This window comes from Rickettsia sp. Tenjiku01, assembly GCF_001653015.1.
Taxonomy (GTDB): Bacteria; Pseudomonadota; Alphaproteobacteria; order Rickettsiales; family Rickettsiaceae; genus Rickettsia; species Rickettsia rickettsii.
The window spans coordinates 1-23,393 of sequence record NZ_BCMR01000006.1 but is presented as its reverse complement, the minus strand read 5'-3'; the positions used below and the strand labels follow the sequence as shown (position 1 = coordinate 23,393).

Here is a 23,393-nt window from a genome sequence, read left to right as displayed (position 1 = left end):
GCGCAAACGGGAATCCAGAAAAAATAACCTTAATAATTGGTACATGTTTGACAAAATAAACATATAAAAGCTTGTTTTTTTATATGTTTTCCTAGATTCCCGCTTTCGCACGAATGACATATATTAGTGTTACCACATCATACTGCTAATATCAATCCATATTACATTATAATATGGTAAATATGTTTGGAAGTTTTTTTAGTTCGCTTGGCGGTACTGTTGGAAATGCATTTGGCGGCGGCATATTTTCAAACGTGGGAAGATTTGTCGGCAAAATGCTTGGTGAGTATTTAGATCCACTAAATCACGAACCGATAGAATATGACAATATTAAAAATTTCAAAGAAAGTTTTAAATATGTAACAGCTAATTACGGCGAACCTATACCGCTAATTTTCGGTACTGCAAGAGTTAACGGACCAATAATTTCAAATCAAAATAAGCAACTAAATTATTATGTTCTATAACCAGTTCCGTAACAAGAGCCGGTAGTAAGTAAATCTCTTTAGGGTACGAGTCTAGAGCTGATAAAATATAACTATTACCGAATAATAATTTGCTTGCAATTAGCTCACTAACAAAATCCGCTCCGGCTTTTTTGGGATTCGTTTTTTTTAGTAAATAATGCACCGGATAGTCTAAATATTACTTCTCTGGTTTTACTTTTAAGCGCTTTCCACGGAACATGTCCCGCCGATTGTGCAATTAAATTAATACATCTATATACTATAACATTTTCTCGATAAGCTTCTATGTCGACTCTGATTAAATTACCATATGCAATGTCGTTTAGTTCAATAAAATTTTGTGATTTGGTAGTACTATTCTTCCAAAACTTTTTCCAATAATTTTTTATCATATATCCTAATATATTTATTGTTTTCAGGATTATATAATGATTTGGGAGGTAGACTAAGAGAGCTTAATAAGATGTTAATGTTCGTTAATGTAATTAAAATTATTTCTTCACAAATAGAAAGATATACTATTTATTATAAAATATATTACCATGAAATATAGCAACGTGATAGGATATAAAACATGTCTTTACCATCTGAATATTATTCACAATGACCCACAACAGCTTTGAATAAGCTAATAAAATTTTATAAAAACTAAAAAATATGACGAAATAAAATCAATTTTAGCATCTAAGAACAGCTATAATTTGTTAGGGTTACATCATGCCATTACGTCATTTGATCTAGAAGCATATAAACTTATTATTTCTTATACTAACCCTAGCCACTTTACTTCTGCTGAATACGATAGATATATACATAACATCGATGATACATCTATGCTTGATGTAGCAGCATTTATAAATTTTGATACTATACCATATAGAGATACAAAAAGCAGCATGTTGCAAGAGTTGATTAAGTTTAAGAAGAGAACAATTGAGGAGCACAATAACAATGCAATTAGTGAATTTAAAATAGAAGGATTTGAATTAAAAAATTAGCTAGTTATTTAAGTTTTCAAGAGTTTAAAAGCTTTATTGAAGATAATAAAATTGAGATAAATATTGAAGAACTTAATATTGCAAAATTATCACCGATTGCATATAGCGAAAACTCTGATATTACTATTTTAATGACAAGGACTTACAATGTAAGCGATTTAAATGACAATATAATTCTTCATAACTATACAAAGCTTTTGCAATAGGGGCCTACAAATAAGTTATTAGCCTATATAGCAGGGGTTAATATTAAAGTGCAAGATAGCCTAAAAATAATATTTGATAATAAATCATTTTCTCATTATGATTGAGACAATAACCTAATATGTATAGGCGCAGAAAAATTAAATTTAGAATCAATAATAGCACATGAATTTGGACATTGCAAGTATCCCATTAAATAATAGTTTTCAAATTTTGAAAACAGATTTCGTAAAAAATGTACCATATCAAAATGATGATAAAATATTTTTGCCTAAAAATTTTGAAAGCTTAAAGCGCTTAATTAATAGTGCATATGAATATTAGTAGAGCGGCAAAACCAATACTTGATTTAACGGCAAATTTAATATTAACACCAGAGGAACAAAATGAAATTAGTAGTAAATATAACGATAGTAAAGAATTGATTAAATATTTAAAAAATGAGACTATATTACCTATATTTTACTTTAATAATTATAGACCGGAACAGATACAAGAGAATTAGAGGAAGTTATAAAAACTAATTCTCATGCCCATGTTATGTGACCAATTTAATTATTAATTAACTAAAATTACCTTGTGTAAAAGAACAGGATTATTATGCATAATTTGCAACTGATCAAAAAGTTCAATTGCAATGTATATTAACCAAGATTCTATCGCAAATAATAAAAGATAAAGATCTTACTAGCGAGCAAGTTTACTACTTAGAAAGAATTGGAAATCTTATACACAGAGAATCAGATAATAGAGCTGCAAAGTTCATAGTTAGGTATCTAGAAATTAGTATAGATAATTTATTGCATCCCATCGAAGATTCACTTATTATTAATGCAATTCAACCGCTGGTGGATTTTTGGGAGGAACACATAGTTCCTAAAATGGAATCTACTATTATAGGATGTACAAAGGAATATAATTGTGACACATTTGATGGAGCGTAATTAATTTAGCTATTGTTGTGTGGCGCTTTTTATGTCATACCTGCGAAAGCAGGAATCCAGTACTTTAAAGCTTTTTAAAGATTTTACTTTAAAAGTGAGACAATATAATAAAAAAATCTTTGCAATCAAGATTTTTTTAGCCTGGATCCCTGCTTTCGCATGTATGACATCACTGGCTTTTCGAACACTATCCGGCACTATAACAAAAAAACCTAATCACTAAAATTATACCTAATATTTTTTCTAGCAGAACTTATATCTTTTAAACGTTCACAAACCTTTTCAAAGACTTGTTTAGGCAAGATATTTGAAGCATTAATTTGTAAAAATTTATCGTCTTTTAATTTAATCGAAAAAGAAGGCTCTTGAAATTCTGGCCCATCAATTTCTCTAGCAATTTTTATATAATAACCGATTATATGACTGTTGTAATAATCACTTTTACTAATCATTTTCTTAGCTATTTTATTAATCTGCATGTCAGTTTTAGCAGTATAAGTAACCGTAAGGGCAATACCTAGCATAAGACGCTGTCTATGACTAAAAGGAATGTCTGAAGATAATATAAATTCCGAAACAAAATTTGCTCTAAGCGTTTTATCAATATTTTTATTATATTGTGCTAGCATTATAGCGAGTTCAATAATAATAAGAGTCGTGGCATCGGCATTAATTAAAAGATATTGTACTGCTTCAATATATTTTTCAATTTTACATATATTGCTATCAAATTTTACTAATCTCTTCACCCTCTCATAAATAATATCTTTTTCTGTTTCATGAGACGGCAACGAGTCAAATCTTACTCCTTCTTTTAAACCGTAATTTGAGATAATAATTTTTTCCGGTGAAAATACCTTAATCATTGCTTTTATTATTAAAACTGCATTATAATTTATGACTTTCTGCTCGTAATAACTCAGCTTTAATTTATCGATTTGCGATAATTTCTCTAAATATAACTCAAACTCTACACGATTTATTTCAAAATTATGTAAATTTTTAAGGGGATAATTTATAGACTCCATGTATATACGGCTCATTAGACGTAATGCACCGCCAATTAAATATAAATTAGGATAATGTGCAGCTCCAAATTCTTCCTCTAGCATTTTAGTAATCAGCCCGACATCACCAAAATTGCTACTAACAATAATTTTTGTACCAAGCGGCAATGATTTTAATTTACCGACTTTTTTATTTCCAATCTGTGCAAGCTCAAGACTTCCACCTCCAAGATCAGCTACAATACCGAAAGCATCACTAATACCGGAAATTAATCCGGCAGCAGTTAAATAAGCTTCACGCTCACCTGAGATAATTTCAATATCAATATTGAATCTCTTTTTAATTATAGCTTTGAATTCATCTGCTTTAGGATGCCCCCTAAGTATAGCTGTTGCAACACATCTAATATTAGTAACAGACAGTTTGGTAAAAATATGAATAAGATATTGTAGAGATAAATATGTTTGATGTTTTACGTCTAAATTATCTAAATTAAGTAAATTTGTAAGATAATTTCTAAATTTATAATTAAAAATTTCCGGCGCTCCAAGCTCATCACTTTCATAAACTACAGCTCTTAAAGCATTTGAACCGATATCAATAATAGCTGAACGCATTTTACTCATTATTTTCCGGAACAGTTATTGTTTCGGTCTCTTCCGAAGCCTCATTATTATTTGCCCTAGGGTCAAAAGGTACTTGAGTAGGTACAAAAGTCGGCGGTAATAATCTACTAGTAAAAAACTTATCTTCATAATACTTAATTTTACGAGATTTTATAGGCGGAAAGGATTCTATTAAAACAATTTGCTCATCTCTCGGTAACTGTATTACTTCTTGAGGTAAAAGTAAAGCTCTTTGAACCTGAGAAACGTTTTGGGTTCTAGTAGCAATATTAAGATCAAAAAATAAAGGTTTACTAAATGATCTTTGTTCTACCGTCTTATTACCGACAAGCTGCGATATTAAATTTGCCGTTTCATAGTTATTAGCGGCAAAAGTAATACGATATGTTGCATTAGATAAGAAAGAATTCATCCCTGCATCTTCATATGTTCCTTTTAACTGCTGTGTATCTTGGATAATTAAAAATAAACGAACTCTATAACCTCTAAAATAAGCTATACCGGCTTTAAAAGTATCCATCTTCCCGAGCGTCGGGAACTCGTCAAGTAAGAACATTACTCCATACGGCTCTTCTTTTAAATCCGGCATTTTGCGGCTTAAAAATTCTGTCGCCTGCTGATAAAACACCTGCATTAATTTTTGTAAACGCTGTATATTATCGGGTGTTAACCCTACATATACGGTTGTTTTGACTTTTTTAAATTCTTGTATATTGAAATCAGAAGATGCTGTAGCTGAATCAATAAGTGGATTTGCCCATAATTCAAGCGATGAGTTCATTGTAGATATTACGCCGGAACGCTCTTTATCGGCTTTTTGCAAAAATGCAGCAATATTCATATATGCAACAGGATGTATTACACCACCAAGCGTATCGAGTACGACCGCTAGATTATAAACTACGTCGTCACTCCTCATAGTACGCACTACTTCACCGAAAGATTTAGTTTTAGTAGGATCGGCTATTAAATATAGAGTTACGCCTAAAAATAAGCTTCGTGCCTCATTATTCCAAAAATCCTTTTCCGGCATTATAAGATTTGAAATTTTTTGAACGTCATCAACCATTTGCCCAGGCTTAGTACTAACCCAATCAATCGGATTATAACAATGAGTAACACCATCAGGATTAGAAGGCTCCCATACAAAAACTTTCTGCCCTTGCTTCTCACGCCAACCACTTGTCAACCCATGATTTTCAAGCTTTATGTCATGCACTACTACCGAATCACTCCAAAATAACAAGTTAGGTATCACAAACCCTACACCTTTACCTGAACCGGTAGGAGCAAATAATAAAGCATGCTGGAACCCGTCTGCAACAAAATATCCACCGGCATCAACACCGATCAGCATACCTTTCTTAGATCTAAGACCTGCAGCCTCTATATCTGACGGATTAGCCCAGCTTGCATCTCCATATACTTTTTCATCTTGTTTGAAAAATTGTAATGATTTTATTCTTTCAAAATTTTTAATGTAAAATATTATAACAATAATAGCCGGACTGAGAAGAGAGGCAATTAGCTTCAATTTTAAATAATTATAGTCGGCAATTTTTAACTGCCCCCAAACGTTAATAAGCCAATAAGCCCACTTATAAGCAATATTTATAGCATTTATATTTACACCTAAAGTTCCAACCTCATTAGTAAAAATTGCAACAAATGCACCGCTTATCCAAATGGTACAAAAAATAACAACCGGATGAATTATAGCATGACCGAATATATTTCTAGTCACTTTAAGTATCTTATGCCATTCCATGAATTGATATTCCTAGTTTATGCTTATATATTAGTTTTTGCGTGGAGTAATTTTTACATCATTGCGAGCAACTAAAAGGAGCGTGGCCTGGAGATTGTGCTTAGTCAATTACTTCGTAATTTCCTCGCAATGACGTTTTGAAACCATCCCCTCAGCGTTCTTGTTCTTCTTATAATATACTTCCGAAACATATCTTTTCCCGCCGCTACCGCGTTTTAACTGCACAACGATATCTACAACGGTTAAAATATACTTCTTTACTTCTTCAGGCGGCATACCAAGATCTGCTTGCATAACCATAAGCTTTAACTGCTCAATAGCCATAGCGGGACTATCAGCATGCAGTGTTGATATTGAACCGGGATGACCTGTATTAATAGCACGCAAAAAACTAAAAGCTTCCTTACCTCGCAGCTCACCTACTATAATCCTATCTGGTCTTAAACGCAAACAGGCCTCTATTAAATCTTGAGTAGTAACATTTGCACGCCCCTGTCCTCCTTTGGAAGCCAGTAAATGCACTCTGTTAGGATGGCGTGATAGCACAACCTCACGAGCATCTTCTACAGTAATTAATCTTTCTATTGCAGGTATTTCAGTGAGTGCTGCATTAGTAAAAGTAGTTTTACCGGTTGAAGTACCGCCGCTAATTATGATATTTTTCTTTGAAACAACTGCATGTCTAATAAATTCTTTAATCTTTTTTTCAGCTAAGAAATTATTTAAAATTACTGCATCTTCATCTACTAAACTCTCTGTTGCAGTATCATCAAATGCCCCCATTTTAGCATATTCATCTAAAGTTAGATTCATACCGCTAGGCTTTCTTATAGCATAAATGATTTGTCCTATCTCACAAGCAGGAGGAAATACTATTTGAATACGGTAGCCATTCGGCAAAGTTGCCGAAAGAAGCGGTTTTTCTTCTGAAATCATCTGTTCGGTAGATTGAGCGACTAAACTCCCTAATGCAAGTAGATGTTCGCTATCCAGTTCCGGTATTTGTTTAGAATATATATCGCCTTTTTTTTCAACCCATACTTCTCCGGGCTTATTAACCATAATTTCGTTAATACCGTCTTCAGCAAATAAATTTTTAAAAGGAAGTAAAAACGTCTCTAAGGCTGCAAATTCTTCATTCATTTCATTACCCTCGATTTTAATAAAACGGCTTTTGGGAATTTATAATCCTTATTAACGTATATTCTAACCGGCGTACCTTGATTAACCGTTGTCGTCGGCTTAAACTGCTGCTGAGTTATCATATTTTTTACAACATTCGTTACATCCGTAAAAGCTTGAGTAGAAGCTTGTTGTGCTTGCGTCGGAGTTGATGCTATAGAGGTAGTAGTAAGCAAACTTGAAGCTGCCGTATTAACTGCCTGTACTAAGGTTTGAAGTCTCTGCTCAGCAGTATTCGCTGAAGAAGCAGTTTGTGCGGTTGTACATGCTTGAGTCATAGTAGTATAAGCAGTCGAAGTTTTATCGGTAATAGCAGCAAGTATATTAGTACAAATTGTAACTATCCTAGTATTTGCATCTATAGCGGTATTAGACGCAATAGTTTGAGCAGTATTTAACAATTGTTTTGCCGTAGCACTATTGGTAGCCGCTGCCTGAGAAGCTATAGGAGGCGGCACTAACTTATCAAGGACTTTAGCAAGCCCTATATTAAAGCCGGATTGTAATACGGCATTTGCAAATTGTTCTTTATATTTATTATCAACTCTTCCTTGTAATCCCGGTCTACCTAAATTATCAACTGCAGGTGAGTCGAATTCTATAGTATAACCGCTCGTTAAATCGATTCTATCCCATATTATAGAAACTCTACCATAACTATCGGACGAAGTTGAGGTTGCATATTTACCGAATATTTTTGACCCTTTCGGTATCAATATCACTTTATCTTTCTCAGAAAATACGTCTCTACTAATAATGGCTCTTATTTCACCGCCGAGATCACTATTTATTGCCGTCTCAAGGACTGCATCAATTAATTTACCGCGTCCGAGAACCAAAGACATATCACCGCGATCTTTAAAGGTCGTTTCCGCCGTAATCTGTTCCGGTGTTTTTTTAGGCTCTACACCAGCAATTAACACTATAGCTGATTTTCTTTTTGCTTCACGACGTTGCTTCTCTGCATCACTCTCAACTAACGTTCCTGAAGTCGAAGGCAACGAAACCGGCGGCAATGGAAGCGTTTTGTCTTTATTCTCTTCTACAGGAGTAGTAGGAGGTAAGACCGGTGGAACTTTTACTACCGGAGGGGGAGGCGGTGGAGGAGCGGTGGGCGTCTCAAGCTTAGGCGGATCAGGTAACTTTGGAATCTCCGGAATATTATCATCAACCTCCGTAACAGGTTTTACAATATTACTCGGTATCTGAGTCTCCTGTATTTCTACTTTTTCAGTACCGAAAAAAAGAGTATAAAAAATATATATAAAAATACCACAAATTACGACTACTATCGCAATACTCTTATTAAAGCTAACCGAAACTTTTGATAATTCTCTTTGTACTTCAGGAAAATCTGCTCCTGATAAAGAACTGGTATTATGATTGTTATTTTGCTCTTCAGCCATATCTAAATTATATTAGTTAAAGTGTTTTTATTGTCATTGTTGCGTGGATCGATTTTTCCGTCATTGCGCGGAAACCTCAGAGCAATTGTACGTCCGCAATCTCAGGAGTTTGTATTATTTCATGAGATTGCCACGCAGCCTACTGCTGCTCACAATGACATATCTACGCAGAAATGACATCGATTAAAATCTTGCCATGTAATTACTATTTTTCTTAGGATAGTAAAATTTAATTACATATACTAAATCCCTTTCGTTACCCATCATAAGTTCCGTAGAAGCGATATCAAATTCATATATTCTTTTATTAGTTATAATAGTCATATTTGTACGAATATCTTTTTCAAGAGGCTTAATAAATAATCTATTTGCCAAAGGAGTTATTTTCCAAGCATAAGCATCCCCAAGAATTATATTTTGGATTTCTTCGTTTTTAGCAAATTCTATATGCGATTGAAAGCCAAAATGCAAAACTAATAAATAAACTTCATTTGGATTATATATATAAGTTTTTATCCTATTATCTTTAGTTATAGATAAATCATCTACATAATTATTACTACTATTACATGGATCATCTACAAGTGGACATTCTCGTTGTACTGTAAAACCACTTAATAATATAAAAACTAAAAAATAAAATCTAACTATTGTCATCGTCTACCCTATATCCGTTCACTTGAAACCCTACCGGATTTACATCAAGTTCTGAATCTGTTAATTGCATAGGCACATAAGCATAACTTACTACCGCTATTTTATTATAAACTAATTGGTTTCCTGATGTTTCATTTACGGAAAATCTAACTATATATTTATCTGCTGCGATTTTTGACCATGACTTTATTACTAAAAATGTAGTATTCTTTTCCTTATATTTTAAAGTAGGATCAAAATCTTTATTTCTTATATAGCCAAGATAATTGTAATAAACACTGCTTGTTGAAAATAATCTTATTGTCGTACGAGCTATCGTCGCAAAATCAACCGGATTATATGTTTCCCGTGCCGTTATATATTTCTTTATAAAATACCTTGTAAGAGACTCATCCGCCGTTAACACTGGTGATGAAATAGGTTCTACCACTGAGGCACGTCCGGTATTACTATTAAGCTGAATAACAAAAGGCTCAAACTGTTTAGATTTCACTACAAAGGCTATTACTAAAGTTGCTATAACCATAAAAATGGTTAGTAGTATTATTAATATGATAAGTAAGTTACGTTGAACAAGTAACTTATCAGATCGCTCTTCATACCAATTCTGAGTAATTTTTAAAGGATTAGCCGATTTAATACTTTCTTGCGTTTGTGTATCTCCTGAACCGCTTTGCGAGTTATTACTTGATTTAAAGAAGCCAAATATATTATTCATATCAAAGGTATTTTTATTATTACATTGTTATTGTGTAAAACTATTACTTTTATACTATATTTACTGAATTAACAGGTCTTCTTATACAAGGATTTACGCTTACACTCGAACCATCATCTATATCAGCAGAAACGCACGGGCTTTTAATTTCATAAGGAGCTGAAGAGGTACATGACAACAATTGAGCAAGCATAATTAATACTAATAGAAGCTTTAATGATTTTAACATTCTAATTATACATTATTAAATTATCTTGTTACTATTTTAAAATTACCTTACTATACAATAGTTCACAAGCATTTTTTAAAAAAATCTATTTATAAATAGAAAAAAATATTAAAAAGATTGTAAACTATTATACTCTGAAGTAAATAAAGAGTAGTTATACGAAGTTCAGCTTAGGAGAAGAGCGTATACTTAATATGTGGCTACCTGCGGACTTATAAAGACATTGTCGCCAATTTTTCAAGTGGGATGAGTATAACATAATAACTACCATCAATAATTGTTATTGTATAATTTTAATTTAAAATTTATTTATTTTAATTTTAAAGTTAAACAATATTTGGTATTGTAGCAATAATATAAACTTATTTTATAGCTTAAATAACATTAAATTAAATCATAATCATATTATAATAATTATGATAGAGTTTTAAAACAGAATAAAATTAGATATTAATCTAGTAATTATGGACCCATTAACCAACGCAATACAAGAATATATAAAATCCGGCGAATATTTTATTGATGCAAGAAAATGGTATAATTTTAAGTATATCTTACCGTTAAGTCATAGAAGTCTTCTGCTTTTAATATGCACGATTTTTACCTTATTATTAACCTTAATTTGTATAAATATCAACATATTGCTACCTATAAACAAAAAAGTAAATTATTTGATAAAAGATGATGCCGAACAACAAGCTGCCGTTACTAATACTAAACATTCAACATTAGCAAATCCTTATATCTCTATTGCAAATATTATGCTTCAGAATTATGTAAAACAACGAGAAGAATACAATTACGATATATTAAAAGAACAATTTACCTTTATCAAAAATGCTTCTACGAGTATTGTTTATATGCAATTTGCTAATTTTATGAATATTGATAACCCATTATCACCGGTCATAAGATATCAAAAACTATATAGACGCTCAATTAATATATTATCAATTAACAATATAAACAATAACGAGGCAGTTGTTACTTTTGAATCATTGGCAAAAAATAGTACGGATGCAATTTTAGAAAATATGGTATGGGAAGCAAAAATCGGATTTATAATGGATTCTATCAGTACAAATACATCACCTGATATGCCGTTCAATTTTACCGTTACTAGTTACAAGCTAAAGTTATTAAGGAATAAAAATCAGAAATAATATGAAGCAACTAATAATATTTTGTACTTTTATAATACTGACATTAGATGTATTTGCGCTTACTATATCTCGACCTCTAGGTCGAGACCCACGTTTAAGAGTTATGACTTATAACCCTGACGATGTTTTCAAATTCACAGGATATTACGGCTATCAAGCAAGTATAGAACTAGCAAGAGACGAGGAAATAGTAAGTATTTCTATGGGAGATACTACTTCATGGCAAATAGTACCTGCCGGTCATAGGATTTTTATTAAACCGATGGAACCAGATGCTACTACTAATATGACTTTAATTACTAATAAACGGACGTACTTCTTTGAACTATATGCTGCCGAAACTCTTGATATGCGTGATCCTGAAATGGTCTTTAACGTAAAGTTTCTTTATCCGGATGACGAAAATGACAATATGAGCGGTCATATGCAAACTTTTTCTGCTGCCCTAGCAAGTCCCGACCTGACTCATCCTGAAAAATATAACTTTAATTACTATATTAGCGGCAGCGAAGAAATAGCTCCTATTAAAATTTTTGATGACGGCGAGTTTACTTATCTACAATTTAGAGATAAAAACGCCGAAATTTCCGGTATTTTTGCTGTAGATGATGCACTTCGAGAATCTTTAGTAAATTATCGCCTTGCTCAAGATAATCCTAATATGGTGATCCTTGAACAGGTTTTTCCTAAGCTCGCTATACGTAAGGGCAAAAAAGTCACATGCGTATTTAATCAGTCTTTCAAAGCGTATTAATGTCTACCAACGTCATTGCGGCAATGACGATAAAACTGATTCAGTTAACAATACTTTTCTTACAATAACAATATAATTATGCATAATTTAATATATTTCTTTGCCTTGATCTTACTAACTAGCGGCTTATTTATAATGCTTACAAGTCGTAATTATATTCATAAAATTATCGGGCTTGGAATCTTTCAAAGTTCGGTGTTAGTATTTTATTTAAGTATCGGAAAAATTAAAACAGGTGGTGTACCTATTTTCCAAGAGGGCATCACTACTTACACTAGCCCTTTGCCTCATGTATTAATGCTAACTGCTATAGTAGTTGGGTTTGCTACTCTTAGCGTAGCTTTAAGTTTAATATATCAAATTTATAAACATTTTGGTACAATATCAGAAAATGAAATTAATTTTGATAAATGATTCTAGCTAACCATGTCCCTATCATACAAATATTATTCCCTTTATTTGGGGCTTTACTCTCAATAATATCTTTTCGCTTTATTACCTTTGCACGAATAATTACTACGATTTGTATTTTATCTAGCCTTTTGGTCAGTGTTTATGGATATAGCATTATACAAAATACGGAGCTATCTTACACCATGGGAGGATGGACTTCAAAAATAGGAATAGAATATCGGCTAAATGCACTAAACCAAACTATTATTATTTATCTTAACTTGGTTTTATTATTCTTTTTAGTTTTTTGTCATAAGATTACTAATCAAACTATCTTAAAATATATAAACAATAATAGAAAATCTTTATTTTACGGTATATTATTATTCGCTCATACGGGCTATTTAGGGATGATGGCTACTCATGATTTTTTTAATCTATATATATTTATAGAGATTTCGGCACTTAGTAGCTATGTCCTGATAGCCTCAGGTAATAATCCAAAATCTTTAATCGGAGCTTTTGATTATTTGATAATAGGTAGTATCGGTGCAACTCTTATTCTTATATCTATAGGATTTTTGCTAAGCATTACGGGTAGTTTGAATATGGCAGAAATTGCAGCGTATTTACAAGCAAATACTAATTCCCGTATAATCACTATAGCTATCGGTTTTTTCTTAATAGGTGCTATTTTAAAAACAGCTTTTTTCCCTATGCATTTTTGGATGATGAGAGCTTATAATAACACGGCTTCAGTTATTTTAGTATATTTAGCAGGGATTTCTACTATAATAGGAATATATATAATATATAAATTTACTTATATTATTATAGGCTATGAGACAATTAAAACGGCTATTACAAATTTTATAAAACCTATCGCTTTAGCTACTCTTATTATAGCCCCATATTTTGCTTACCAAACAAAAGATTTCAAGAATATTATAATATATTCATGTTGCACTCAAATAGGTTACGTATTTTTATTATACGTAACCGAAAACGGTATAATAGTTTTACCAAGTTTATTACTTGCGGATAGTATAAATAAAATAGCTCTTTTCTTGATAGATGCTTATAATGGAAGCTATAAAAGAGAACCTAACAAAGTTTTAATAATAATTGCTATTATGTGCAGCTGTGGCTTACCTATCAGTCCATTATTTTTTATCAAAGTAAATATTCTTGAATTATTATTAACACAAAATCTACTATTAGATTTTATTATAATTTTACTTAGCTCCGTAGGATCGTTATTTTACCATTATAAAATGGTACTATTGTCATTCCCGCGAAAGCGGGAATCCAGTAATTAAAAAATATAAACACAGTAAGTTTTTAAAACTAAAAGCACGATTTATCTCGCTTTTTCTGGATTCCCCCACTTTTAGCTAGGCATGACATAGAAAGCCATACAGGTAATGCTCTAACCATACTATCAAAAAAAGTATAATAACTTATCATGATTACACAATTTACTACTCCGAGTCTTTTGATTCTATCAACTTTGCTAGTTGGTGCATTAAACTTAACTAGCCCGTATACCACTCAAAAAGATAGCTTTATACGTAATTTTTTACTTATTACTATCGCTATTTTTTTCTTCGGTAATATTTTAATTATAGACTGGTTGTTTTTAAAAGGTATTAGAGCAGGATTTGAATTTAATATATCCGGTAATTACTCTATAGGATTCCATCTTGAACCTTTAGGGCTTATTTTCTTAAGTTTAATAGGCTTTTTATGGATTTGTGCTTTACTTTACACTCCTAAATATCTTGCTATTAATAATATAGACTATTCTTCTAGATTCTTATTTTTCTTTAACTTCACTATTCTAATCGGTGTTTTAATTGCTTTCTCTAGCAACTTATTCACGATGTTTATTTGCTATGAGCTTTTAACTATTTCTACAGCTTTTTTAATAGGACATACCAAAAATAACATAGTACTTAGCGGGTTATATAAATATCTAAAAATTCTGATGATTTCTGCCACAATATTATTTTTACCGGCAGTGATAATTATTTATACTAAAACCGGTAACGGAGATTTTGCAAGTGGGAGTTTAGTAGAAAATTATTTTTCCAAAAACCAGTCAATTATTTTATTGTTAATGTTTATTTGCGGTATTGCTAAAACTGCAATTTTTCCGGTGCATTCATGGCTTCCTGCTGCAATGGTTGCACATTACCCCATTAGTAGTTTGCTGCATGCCGTAATAGTGGTTAAAACCGGATTATTTTGTATTTACAAAATCCTATTATATATATTCGGTTTATCGTATTTACAAATGATATTTGCCGAGTTTAACTGGTTAATTTTTATACCGATAGTAAGCATATTTTATAGCTCAATCAAAGCCCTAGACACGGATAATATCAAAAAAATACTCGCCTACTCCACTATGAACCAATTAAGCCTTGCATTGCTTAGTGCTTTCATGTTAACACCTAAGGCACTTGGAGCTGCAATACTCCATTTAGTTTCACATTCTTTTACAAAAATCTGCTTATTTTATAGTATGGGAAGTATTTACAGTTTAAAGAAAGCCAATCAAGTACAGAATTTACATGGTATATCCAAAGAATTTCCTTTAATTTCTTTTATTATATCTATCTCTTCATTATCATTAATCGGTATACCTATCTTTAGCGGATTTATTAGCAAATTCTCAATATTACTTGCCGCAAGCGAACAGAATCAAATCATTGTTATGATTGTCGTAATAGCTAGTAGTATATTCTCAAGCCTTTACCTGCTCAAAATATTAAGCTCTATTTATAAACCTTCTTTAGTAGAATCTAGCGTAACAAAACCACTCCCCTACTCTATGCAAATTAGTATAATAATGTGCTGCTGTGCCGTAACTCTTTTCTATTTTATTCAAATCTTAATCAGAGAATTTTTAGCTTATATTACATAAACATATTTACATAATCTACACATAATCATATAATATTTATACCTTTGATACTTCAAAAGTTGGAAGTCAAATAAGCAGTACGCCTACACAGCGTACAATAGTGAGCACAGGCAAATCCCGAAATTTGACGTACCAAATCTTGAAGTATCAAAGGTATAAATATGGCACAAATTATTAGAGCAACAGAATTTGTACGATCTTTTTCAGATATTATGAATAGAGTTTACTATAAAGGCGAAAGCTTTGACATTCAAAAAGGTAATCATATCGTAGCAAGGATTACGCCTGCAGAAATCAAACCTTCTGTAGCAGTAAGAGACTTAGAGGAAACTTTTAAAAATGGTCCACATCTTGATCCTGAAGATGCTGATCAATTCATGAAAAATCGCGAAGAAATAAGACACAATACTAAACAAGATATTAAAAAATTAGTTGAAGGGATTAGTTATTGATACTGTTATAATCATAGCTTTAGAAAGAGAAAAGGTAAGTAAGTACTAAGCAATGGTCACATTACGGTCAGACTTATATTAGCCCTATTGTGTTAACTGCACTATTAATAGGAGTAGATAGAGTCAAGAATGAGAATAAACGTATAAAATGTTTAGCTTTTATAGAATACGTAACAAGTCTGTTTACTATATTACCTTTCGTATTGAAGAAGTATATACATATGCACGTATTACTCATGATTTATACACACAACGTATAACTATAGGAACTCATGATATGCTTATTGCAGCAACGGCTATTACAAAAGGTTTTCTGATATTAACTCTAAATGTAAAAGACTTTAAAAGAATCCAGGGACTAGAGGTTTTAACAGTTTCTTCTAAGGATTAAAATGTTTATTCAAAATACCAAGTGTACATTTCCGCTTACTAATTTTGAGCTTATGTTTGATTTTCACCCACAAAATCAGCTAATAGCTCTAGCATTTCTAATTGTTACTGCTATCTTAAATCTTTATACAATTTCCCAAAATAGAAAATTAGAATGCTTAATCGGTAGTTTATACTGTTTATCCTCTATTATATGCGTATTTGCAGCTGATTTTATTTCCATGATAATCTCGCTTGAATTCATGACGATTTTTGCCTGCATAATTATTTTTTGTGACCAATTAAAGATAAAACCGGCACGTCAATATTTCCTCACTCATTTATGCAGCAGCGGGCTAATCTTAATCGGTATGACTCTTCTAATCCAAACAACAAGTAATACGACTTTTACTTCTTTAACGGAATCAGTAAATAATTTTGAGTTACCAGCAATATTCATACTTGCAGGTTGTTTAATTAATGCCTCGGCTATTTTTGTAAACGGCTGGGTGGTTCATTGCTATCCTATAGCTTCAAGTAGCGGTATTATATATTTAATTAGTTTTACTACTAAAGTTAGTTTAATTATCATTTTAAAATTATTTAGCGGTCTTGAGATATTAAAGTTTTTTGGGATATCAATGATCATTTACGGATTAGTATTGTCTCTAATTGAAAAAAAACTTAAACGATTAATATGTTATCTTACCGTATCACAGCTTGGTTTTATATTAACGGCTATTAGCATAAACTCTCCAAATATAGCGTATCTTATCACAAGCTTTATATTCATACATATATTATATAACGGATTATTTGCTTTATATTTCGCTTATATAGAAGATGAGTATAATATTAAAAATTACCAAGATCTTCAGAATACTCAAATTAATTTTATTTTATTAAGCGGATTTGTTATTAGTATATTGATCTATACATCTATACTGCCTATTAGTTCTTCTTATATTAAAGATGAAATAGCTAATATTTTAAACGAGAATAGTGTAATGCTATTTTCCAAGATAGCGACTTGTACCGTATTATTTGGGTTGTTGATGGAGAGTGCTACGTCATTCCTGCGAAAGCAGGAATCCAGTAAAAACCTTAAAAATAAAAGCTTTATAATATTTCTGGATTCCCGCGAAAGCGCGAATGACATAAGAACTATACCCTACCTCTCTTTCTGCATCATCACTTTATGCATATGTTTATTCTACCCTATTCAAATATCACATACTGCTAACTTTAAGCTAGTGATCCTTGCAATCTCACTGTTATTGGCTTTAATATTTAGAAAAATACCACGCATTTCGACAGAAAACATAAACCTTGACCTATACCAATATATTGAAAAATTTATATATTTCAGTATCGATAAATATAAAGAAACGGCAGACAATAATGAAGATGCGGCAGAATATCTTAATTTTAAGGTTATTTGGGATAATATTTTAAGTAAAATATCTGCTTGGCATAATCAGCAAACTGCTATATTGATTGTATTATTCCTATTAATTAGTTTGATTTTAACACTACAATAATTCGATGTCATTGTTGTATAGATACCAAAATCATCATTGCAAGAAGAAACTGTAAGTTTCAACGAAGCAATCTAGTAAACAATTCTGATTACAGAATTTTTTTATTATTTTACTAGATTGCCGCGTCGCCTACGGCTCCTCGCAAGGACGACTTGAGGCATAACAACACAAAAAAATAAAAAACATGAAACCACCAATAACAGACAAACAAAATTACAGCTTTGAAGTTCACGAAACAACAATAAACGATGATTATCACTGGCTGCGTGATCCTAAGTGGCCAAATGTAGAAGACTCTAAAATTTTAGATTATTTAAAAGCTGAGAATCAATATACCGAAAATTTCTTTGCCGATCTGCAAAATGATAAGGAAAAGATTTTTAAAGAATTAAAAGGACGGGTTAAATTAGACGATGAATCGGTTTATGTTAAGAACAAAGAGTATTACTATTACCATAGAGTAGAGGAGAATAAAAATTATCCGATATATTGCAGAAAGCATAATAATATGGATTCAGCAGAAGAAGTAATATTAGATGTCAACCTTCTTGCTCCAAATAGCAGTTTTACTGATGTTGCTACAGTTGCAATGTCACCTGATCACAATTTAATGGCTTATAGTGTTAATTTTACAGGTAATGAACAATACAATATCAAAATATACAACCTTAAAGAACAAAAATACTTACCTGATGAATTAGGCAATGTACAGCTAAATCTCGATCGCTTCAGACAAGATGAATTTCAGGATAAGCCTGCGGAACGTACAAATGTACGTGAGCATAGGCGCATGCCGCAAAATTCGCTTGTATCAAGCGATCGAGATTTAGCTGTAGCTCCTACTATAATTTGGCATGAACACTTAAACGGCTTTTTCTATATTACTATTAATGAGAATCAACGCTGGGATAAGGTAATGTTTCACCGTCTAGGTGAAGAGGTCACTCAGGATAAATTAATATTCGAGGTAAAAAACCCTCTTCATTTTATCAGCTGCAAGAAATCAGCAAGTCATGAATATATTTTTATAAATTCAGGCGATCATAATGAAAATGAAATTTACGTAATTTCTATGCAGGATGATAGTTTTACGCCTAAATTAGTACGAGCTGCAGAAAACAAAATATTCTATGAAATAGAATATAATGGCAATTATTTTTATATTAGAACTAATTATAAAGCTAAAAATTTCCATGTTATAAAACTGCCGGTAAATAATTTTGAAAATACTAGCTGGGATGATTGGGATAATATTTATATTAAGGAAGAACAAGAAAAATATTTAAAAAGCTTTAATGTTACAAATAATTATTTAATCTTAAACTATCGTGACCAAGGTTTACCGCTAATTAAAATAAAGCGATTTAAAGATTTACAAGAAAACACAATTCATTTTCCCGACGAAAGTTTCCAAGCAAGTATTTTTTCTACAAACTTTGAGGAAGACGATATCAGAATAGATTACTCTTCTCTAGCAAGACCCAATACCACTTATAGCTACGATTTTAATAGCGATAAATTAACGATATTAAAGAGCCACGAAATACCTTCAGGCTTTAACCCGGAGGAGTATAAAGTAGAGAGAATATTTGCAGATAATGAAGATGTAAAAGTACCTATAACCTTGTTTTATAAAAAATCTTTATTTAAAAAAGACGGTTCAAATCCTTTATATCTAATGGGTTACGGTGCTTATGGCATCGCTATGCCCGTCAATTTTAGAAATACAGCAGTGACACTTGCCAATCGCGGTTTTATTTACGCAGTTGCTCATATTAGAGGTGGCGATGATCTAGGTCATGATTGGTATGAAGCTGCTAAGTTTTTAACCAAAAAAAGAACATTTGAAGACTTCATAGCCTGTAGTAGAGCTTTAATTAACAAGCAATATACAAGTAACAACAATATAGTAATAATGGGCGGTAGTGCCGGCGGTATGTTAATCGGTTACATACTCAACGAAAAACCGGAAATCTATAGAGCAGCAATCGCGCATGTACCGTTTGTTGATGTTTTGAGTACCATGCTTGACGAAAGCTTACCGTTAACTCTCTTGGAATATAATGAGTGGGGTAATCCGAAAGAGAAAGAATATTTTGAATATATTAAATCATATTCCCCTTATGATAACGTAAAAACACAACACTACCCTGCTCTATTCGTTACTTGCGGTATATCCGACCCACGTGTAGGTTACTGGGAACCTGCTAAATGGGTAGCAAAATTACGAGCACTAAAAATGGACAATAATCCCTTATTATTAAAAATAAATATGGATACGGGACATAAAGGTTCTGCCGGTCGTTTTGATTATCTGAAAGAGATAGCTGACGAATTAGTATTTATTTTTAAGGTGTTTGATGTTGAGGTTTAGTTAGCAGATTTGTTGCTGGAATCCTATTATGTCATTCCTGCGAAAGCAGGAAGCCAGGAACAAGCGCAATAAATTGAGCTTTTAAAAAGCTTTAAAGTACTGGATTCCTGCTTTTGCAGGAATGACATACAACACCTCTACTGAATACAAAAACAATGCATAAAAATTATCTAGAACAATTACAAAAATTACCGATTACTTTAATTTTACTAATTAGCTTAATTTGCTGTATTGGTTTCATTGTGCTTTATTCTGCAGCAAATAGTAATTTGCAGCCCTGGGCTTACAAACAAATTATAAATTTTTGTATATTCTTGCCTTTAGCTATTATTATTACATTAATTGATTTACGCATAATATTTAGGTTATCGTATATCTTTTATTTGTGCGTACTCGCTTTACTAGTAGCCGTGGAGCTTTTCGGCTCAACTGCCATGGGCGGTAAAAGATGGATTGATATCGGTATAGTTAAGCTTCAACCTTCCGAACCGATAAAAATCGCCGTTGTACTAATGCTTGCTAGATATTTCCATTCACTCACAATTGATGATCTTACAAAATTTCATAAAGTTATTATACCGATTATAGGAGTTTTAATACCGGCTTTTCTAATAATTAGAGAACCAGATTTAGGTACGGGAATGATTGTTTTAATTGTTTCGGCAATTATATTTTTTGCGGCAGGTCTTAGAATAAAATATTTTATAATACTAGGTCTTGCTGCTCTTATTAGCCTACCTATTGCTTGGAATATGATGTATGATTATCAAAAAAAACGGGTAATGGTTTTTTTAGATCCCGAACATGATCCGCTCGGTGCTAGTTATAATATTATTCAGTCTAAAATCGCTATAGGTTCAGGTAGCCTATTTGGACGCGGTTTAAATCAAGGTAGCCAAAGCCATTTGGATTTTCTTCCCGAACATCAAACTGACTTTATCTTTGCTACCTTCGCTGAAGAGTTCGGCTTTATAGGAGGAATGTTTTTACTAATATTATATTTTGCACTTATAACTATTTCTTTATTAATTGCCACAAATTGCCGAGAGATTTTTAGTAAATTAATGGTAATAGGTATTACTTCAATCTTATTTATTCACGTATTTATTAATATAGCTATGGTTATGGGCTTGCTTCCCGTAGTAGGCGTACCGCTACCGTTTATTTCTTACGGCGGAACAATGATCGCATCCATGCTAATCGGCTTTGGGCTTGTGATGAATGCTCAGGTACACAGACATACCGCTTTAAACTAGTGCAATCATATTGACAAAATGGATAACATAAATTAATAATAAGTTGCACTTCACTTTCTGATTTTCGTATAAAGCGAAATTTCCTATTGACTTTTATATAAAACAGTATAGATTTCTTTACAATTTAATTTTTTATAAAGCATTTATGCTCGGCTATGAGAAAGCACAAACAAGTTTAAATAGAGAACCAAAACAAGCATGAGGTTTTTTGTCTATTGGCACTTTTCTTGAATATTTTGATTTATATTTATATGTACATATGGCAGCAGTGCTTCTCAACGAACTTTTCCTCAAGCTGATCCTCAGACTGCTCTAATCTATAAAGCAGCTGCATTATGTTCAACATATGTATTTAGACCGATAGGAGCATTAATCTTTGGTTGACTTGGTGATAATATAGGAAGAAAATCAACTATAATAATAACTACTTTGCTTATGACTATAGCTTGTTTTATTATGGCAAATCTTCAGCTTATGATGAAATAGGAATGTAGCTACATGGGTTATGATAGCATGCCGTATGGCACAAGGCATGTCCTCAATGGAGAAAGTAATAGGAGCAGATGTATATTTAACTGAATTGACCACCTGTACAATATCCAACTGTAGCAACTTTAGATAGTTTTTGTATATTAGGTGGTTTTGGAGCATTATGCTTAGCTTCTTTAGTTACTTCATTTGGTTTTAGTTGGCGTATAGCTTTTTGAATCGGTGCTGGAATCACTATAGTAGGAGTCATCGTGAGAACTTCGCTTAGAGAGACACCGGAGTTTGTGGATGCTAAACGATATTTAAGAAACACTTTAGAACAAGCTAATATTGATCCTAAGAAGATAAAAGTAATATTATTAAAACTATTATAGCGTTTTTTTTATTAGATTGTACAGGTCCTGTAGCATTTTATGTATCATATATTTATTGTGCTAATATATTAAAAATACTGTTAATTATAGCCCTGCAGAAATTATTCATCAAAATTTATTTGTAGCACAGTTTAATTAATTGTTTTTTATTTCATGTGCCTCTATATACACAGCAATTTTTACCAAACTAATTAAACTTTCCTCATTTTTTCAGGTGATTTAGCACCTAAAGTTTGTAAATTATACATTCTGTCAAAGAACTTTATTAATACTGTATTATATCTTTTTTGTCTAACTAGCAAATTCAGACTTTTCTCTCTACTTATTTTGCCGTAAGGTTTTATTCTAGTTAAACCCTCTACGTGCTTTGCTACTTCCGGTCCAATAGTTATTACTTCTTCAGTCAGTGCTGTATCTTCAATAGTATCATGCAGTAAAGCAGTTTGCAGCATAATAGCATTATAAAGCTTAGGAGCTTATTCGGCTACAAACTCTGCGAGCATAATCGCTACTTCAATCGGGTGAGAATAATAAGGATCGCCTAATTGACGTATTTGTAAGCCGTGATACTTGCGAGCGTAGTAGATACCTTTTTTAACTTCTTCTATATCAACAGGATTTTTTACTTTAGAATTTAAATATTCGATGTTGTCTAATAGTTTTTTAGCGTAAACGCAAGTTTCAAACTTTTCTTTCCAAGAGCTTAAATCTTCCATAAAAGTCATTTCTTATTTTTATTAATAATAGTTGATTACAATTAAAACAAAAATTAAAAATTGTAATAATAAATGGCTTTTTAATCCTAAAGAAGCATAATAATTTTAACCTTTTGGTATTTAAGCAACTTCATGATGTTTTATTAGTGCTGTTATTGCTTATCCCGTATAAAGCTTATCTGCCAAAAACTTTCTTCTTTATATTATCTTCTTCTAAAAAATATATCACTTTTTTCATTCAATATATCATCACGGTTTGTATATAAAGATTCAATAAATAAAATAGAGTCCTTTAAAGCTAGTTGCACAGCTCTATATTATCCTGATCATGTCTTTTTATAGCTTTAGAAAGCCCAAATTCTTTAACTACATTACC

At 31.8% G+C, this 23,393-nt stretch carries 23 protein-coding genes and 3 pseudogenes; 16 read left to right on the top strand and 10 right to left on the bottom strand.

The genetic code is table 11. The annotated features are described in order from the left end of the window. The first annotated feature begins 182 nt into the window (after nt 1–182). A complete protein-coding gene (locus tag TENJIKU01_RS01960; protein ID WP_064429060.1) occupies nt 183–467 on the top strand; it encodes a hypothetical protein in 285 nt (94 codons plus the stop codon). A gap of 107 nt (nt 468–574) precedes the next feature. Here TENJIKU01_RS01960 and TENJIKU01_RS01955 read toward each other — a convergent pair whose 3' ends face one another. Beyond that, nucleotides 575–859, bottom strand: coding sequence for a hypothetical protein (locus TENJIKU01_RS01955; protein WP_064429009.1), 285 nt, complete (start codon nt 857–859; stop codon nt 575–577). Nucleotides 860–1,168: 309 nt separating this feature from the next. Between TENJIKU01_RS01955 and TENJIKU01_RS01950 the strand changes: the two genes are divergently transcribed. The 3 genes from TENJIKU01_RS01950 (at nt 1,169) to TENJIKU01_RS10550 (ending at nt 2,836) form a co-directional block, all read left to right on the top strand. Beyond that, on the top strand, nt 1,169–1,465 hold the full coding sequence (locus TENJIKU01_RS01950) for a hypothetical protein (RefSeq protein WP_064429008.1): 297 nt from the start codon (nt 1,169–1,171) through the stop codon (nt 1,463–1,465). Nucleotides 1,466–1,982: 517 nt separating this feature from the next. Next, nucleotides 1,983–2,174 (top strand): hypothetical protein, encoded by a 192-nt coding sequence (locus TENJIKU01_RS01945; RefSeq protein ID WP_064429007.1) that lies wholly within the window; start codon nt 1,983–1,985, stop codon nt 2,172–2,174. 470 nt (nt 2,175–2,644) lie between these two features. Then, nucleotides 2,645–2,836, top strand: a complete 192-nt coding sequence (locus tag TENJIKU01_RS10550; protein ID WP_064429005.1) for a hypothetical protein — start codon at nt 2,645–2,647, stop codon at nt 2,834–2,836. Here the strand turns inward: TENJIKU01_RS10550 and TENJIKU01_RS01930 are convergent. The 7 genes from TENJIKU01_RS01930 to TENJIKU01_RS01900 form a co-directional block, all read right to left on the bottom strand. Next, nucleotides 2,826–4,238, bottom strand: a complete 1,413-nt coding sequence (locus TENJIKU01_RS01930; RefSeq protein ID WP_064429059.1) for a Ppx/GppA phosphatase family protein — start codon at nt 4,236–4,238, stop codon at nt 2,826–2,828. The two genes, TENJIKU01_RS10550 and TENJIKU01_RS01930, sit on opposite strands and share 11 nt — an antisense overlap. 1 nt (nt 4,239) lies before the next feature. Further along, a complete protein-coding gene (locus TENJIKU01_RS01925) occupies nt 4,240–6,015 on the bottom strand; it encodes a type IV secretory system conjugative DNA transfer family protein (protein ID WP_064429004.1) in 1,776 nt (591 codons plus the stop codon). A gap of 108 nt (nt 6,016–6,123) precedes the next feature. Beyond that, complete coding sequence (gene virB11 / locus TENJIKU01_RS01920) at nt 6,124–7,158, bottom strand: P-type DNA transfer ATPase VirB11 (RefSeq protein ID WP_064429003.1); 1,035 nt, start codon at nt 7,156–7,158, stop codon at nt 6,124–6,126. After that, the gene (locus TENJIKU01_RS01915) at nt 7,155–8,603 is read right to left on the bottom strand and encodes a TrbI/VirB10 family protein (protein WP_064429002.1); all 1,449 of its coding nucleotides are present in this window, start codon (nt 8,601–8,603) and stop codon (nt 7,155–7,157) included. Before TENJIKU01_RS01915 ends, virB11 begins: the two co-directional genes overlap by 4 nt. A gap of 183 nt (nt 8,604–8,786) precedes the next feature. Further along, nucleotides 8,787–9,260 carry a TrbG/VirB9 family P-type conjugative transfer protein gene (locus TENJIKU01_RS01910; RefSeq protein WP_017443177.1) on the bottom strand — a complete coding sequence of 158 codons (474 nt, stop codon included), beginning with the start codon at nt 9,258–9,260 and terminating at the stop codon, nt 8,787–8,789. Next, the gene (locus tag TENJIKU01_RS01905; RefSeq protein WP_064429001.1) at nt 9,247–9,978 is read right to left on the bottom strand and encodes a virB8 family protein; all 732 of its coding nucleotides are present in this window, start codon (nt 9,976–9,978) and stop codon (nt 9,247–9,249) included. Before TENJIKU01_RS01905 ends, TENJIKU01_RS01910 begins: the two co-directional genes overlap by 14 nt. Before the next feature lie 49 nt (nt 9,979–10,027). After that, nucleotides 10,028–10,207, bottom strand: a complete 180-nt coding sequence (locus TENJIKU01_RS01900; protein WP_064429000.1) for a DUF2706 domain-containing protein — start codon at nt 10,205–10,207, stop codon at nt 10,028–10,030. Nucleotides 10,208–10,671: 464 nt separating this feature from the next. On the opposite strand from TENJIKU01_RS01900, the gene TENJIKU01_RS01895 reads away from it, so the two are divergent. The 11 genes and pseudogenes from TENJIKU01_RS01895 (at nt 10,672) to rodA (ending at nt 21,438) form a co-directional block, all read left to right on the top strand. Then, complete coding sequence (locus TENJIKU01_RS01895; protein WP_064428999.1) at nt 10,672–11,370, top strand: virB8 family protein; 699 nt, start codon at nt 10,672–10,674, stop codon at nt 11,368–11,370. 1 nt (nt 11,371) lies between these two features. Then, a complete protein-coding gene (gene virB9 / locus TENJIKU01_RS01890; protein ID WP_064428998.1) occupies nt 11,372–12,124 on the top strand; it encodes a P-type conjugative transfer protein VirB9 in 753 nt (250 codons plus the stop codon). 78 nt (nt 12,125–12,202) lie between these two features. After that, nucleotides 12,203–12,538, top strand: coding sequence for a Na+/H+ antiporter subunit C (locus TENJIKU01_RS01885; RefSeq protein ID WP_010977038.1), 336 nt, complete (start codon nt 12,203–12,205; stop codon nt 12,536–12,538). Next, nucleotides 12,535–13,836, top strand: a complete 1,302-nt coding sequence (locus TENJIKU01_RS01880; protein WP_064428997.1) for a proton-conducting transporter membrane subunit — start codon at nt 12,535–12,537, stop codon at nt 13,834–13,836. Before TENJIKU01_RS01885 ends, TENJIKU01_RS01880 begins: the two co-directional genes overlap by 4 nt. A gap of 146 nt (nt 13,837–13,982) precedes the next feature. Further along, nucleotides 13,983–15,446, top strand: coding sequence for a proton-conducting transporter membrane subunit (locus TENJIKU01_RS01875; RefSeq protein ID WP_064428996.1), 1,464 nt, complete (start codon nt 13,983–13,985; stop codon nt 15,444–15,446). Between the two features lie 31 nt (nt 15,447–15,477). Continuing rightward, nucleotides 15,478–15,602 (top strand): annotated as a pseudogene (locus tag TENJIKU01_RS08250) (palindromic element RPE5 domain-containing protein); the annotation flags it as partial. Nucleotides 15,603–15,607: 5 nt separating this feature from the next. Next, a complete protein-coding gene (locus tag TENJIKU01_RS01870; RefSeq protein ID WP_064428995.1) occupies nt 15,608–15,898 on the top strand; it encodes a hypothetical protein in 291 nt (96 codons plus the stop codon). Next, nucleotides 15,879–16,289: pseudogene (gene vapC / locus TENJIKU01_RS09460) on the top strand (ribonuclease VapC). The gene TENJIKU01_RS01870 and the pseudogene vapC overlap by 20 nt, the downstream one beginning before the upstream one ends. Nucleotide 16,290: 1 nt before the next feature. Next, nucleotides 16,291–17,808: a proton-conducting transporter membrane subunit gene (locus tag TENJIKU01_RS01855; RefSeq protein WP_064428994.1), complete on the top strand. Its 1,518-nt coding sequence runs from the start codon at nt 16,291–16,293 to the stop codon at nt 17,806–17,808. 184 nt (nt 17,809–17,992) lie between these two features. Beyond that, nucleotides 17,993–20,182 (top strand): prolyl oligopeptidase family serine peptidase, encoded by a 2,190-nt coding sequence (locus TENJIKU01_RS01850; RefSeq protein WP_064428993.1) that lies wholly within the window; start codon nt 17,993–17,995, stop codon nt 20,180–20,182. 155 nt (nt 20,183–20,337) lie between these two features. After that, on the top strand, nt 20,338–21,438 hold the full coding sequence (gene rodA / locus TENJIKU01_RS01845; RefSeq protein ID WP_064428992.1) for a rod shape-determining protein RodA: 1,101 nt from the start codon (nt 20,338–20,340) through the stop codon (nt 21,436–21,438). A 571-nt stretch (nt 21,439–22,009) separates the two neighbouring features. On the opposite strand, the gene TENJIKU01_RS09455 is transcribed toward rodA, so the two are convergent. Continuing rightward, a complete protein-coding gene (locus TENJIKU01_RS09455; protein WP_227779848.1) occupies nt 22,010–22,177 on the bottom strand; it encodes a hypothetical protein in 168 nt (55 codons plus the stop codon). A 1-nt stretch (nt 22,178) separates the two neighbouring features. On the opposite strand from TENJIKU01_RS09455, the gene TENJIKU01_RS10125 reads away from it, so the two are divergent. Continuing rightward, nucleotides 22,179–22,301: a hypothetical protein gene (locus TENJIKU01_RS10125; RefSeq protein ID WP_255374169.1), complete on the top strand. Its 123-nt coding sequence runs from the start codon at nt 22,179–22,181 to the stop codon at nt 22,299–22,301. Between the two features lie 191 nt (nt 22,302–22,492). Here TENJIKU01_RS10125 and TENJIKU01_RS01835 read toward each other — a convergent pair. After that, nucleotides 22,493–23,017 (bottom strand): annotated as a pseudogene (locus TENJIKU01_RS01835) (HD domain-containing protein). Between the last annotated feature and the right edge of the window lie 376 nt (nt 23,018–23,393).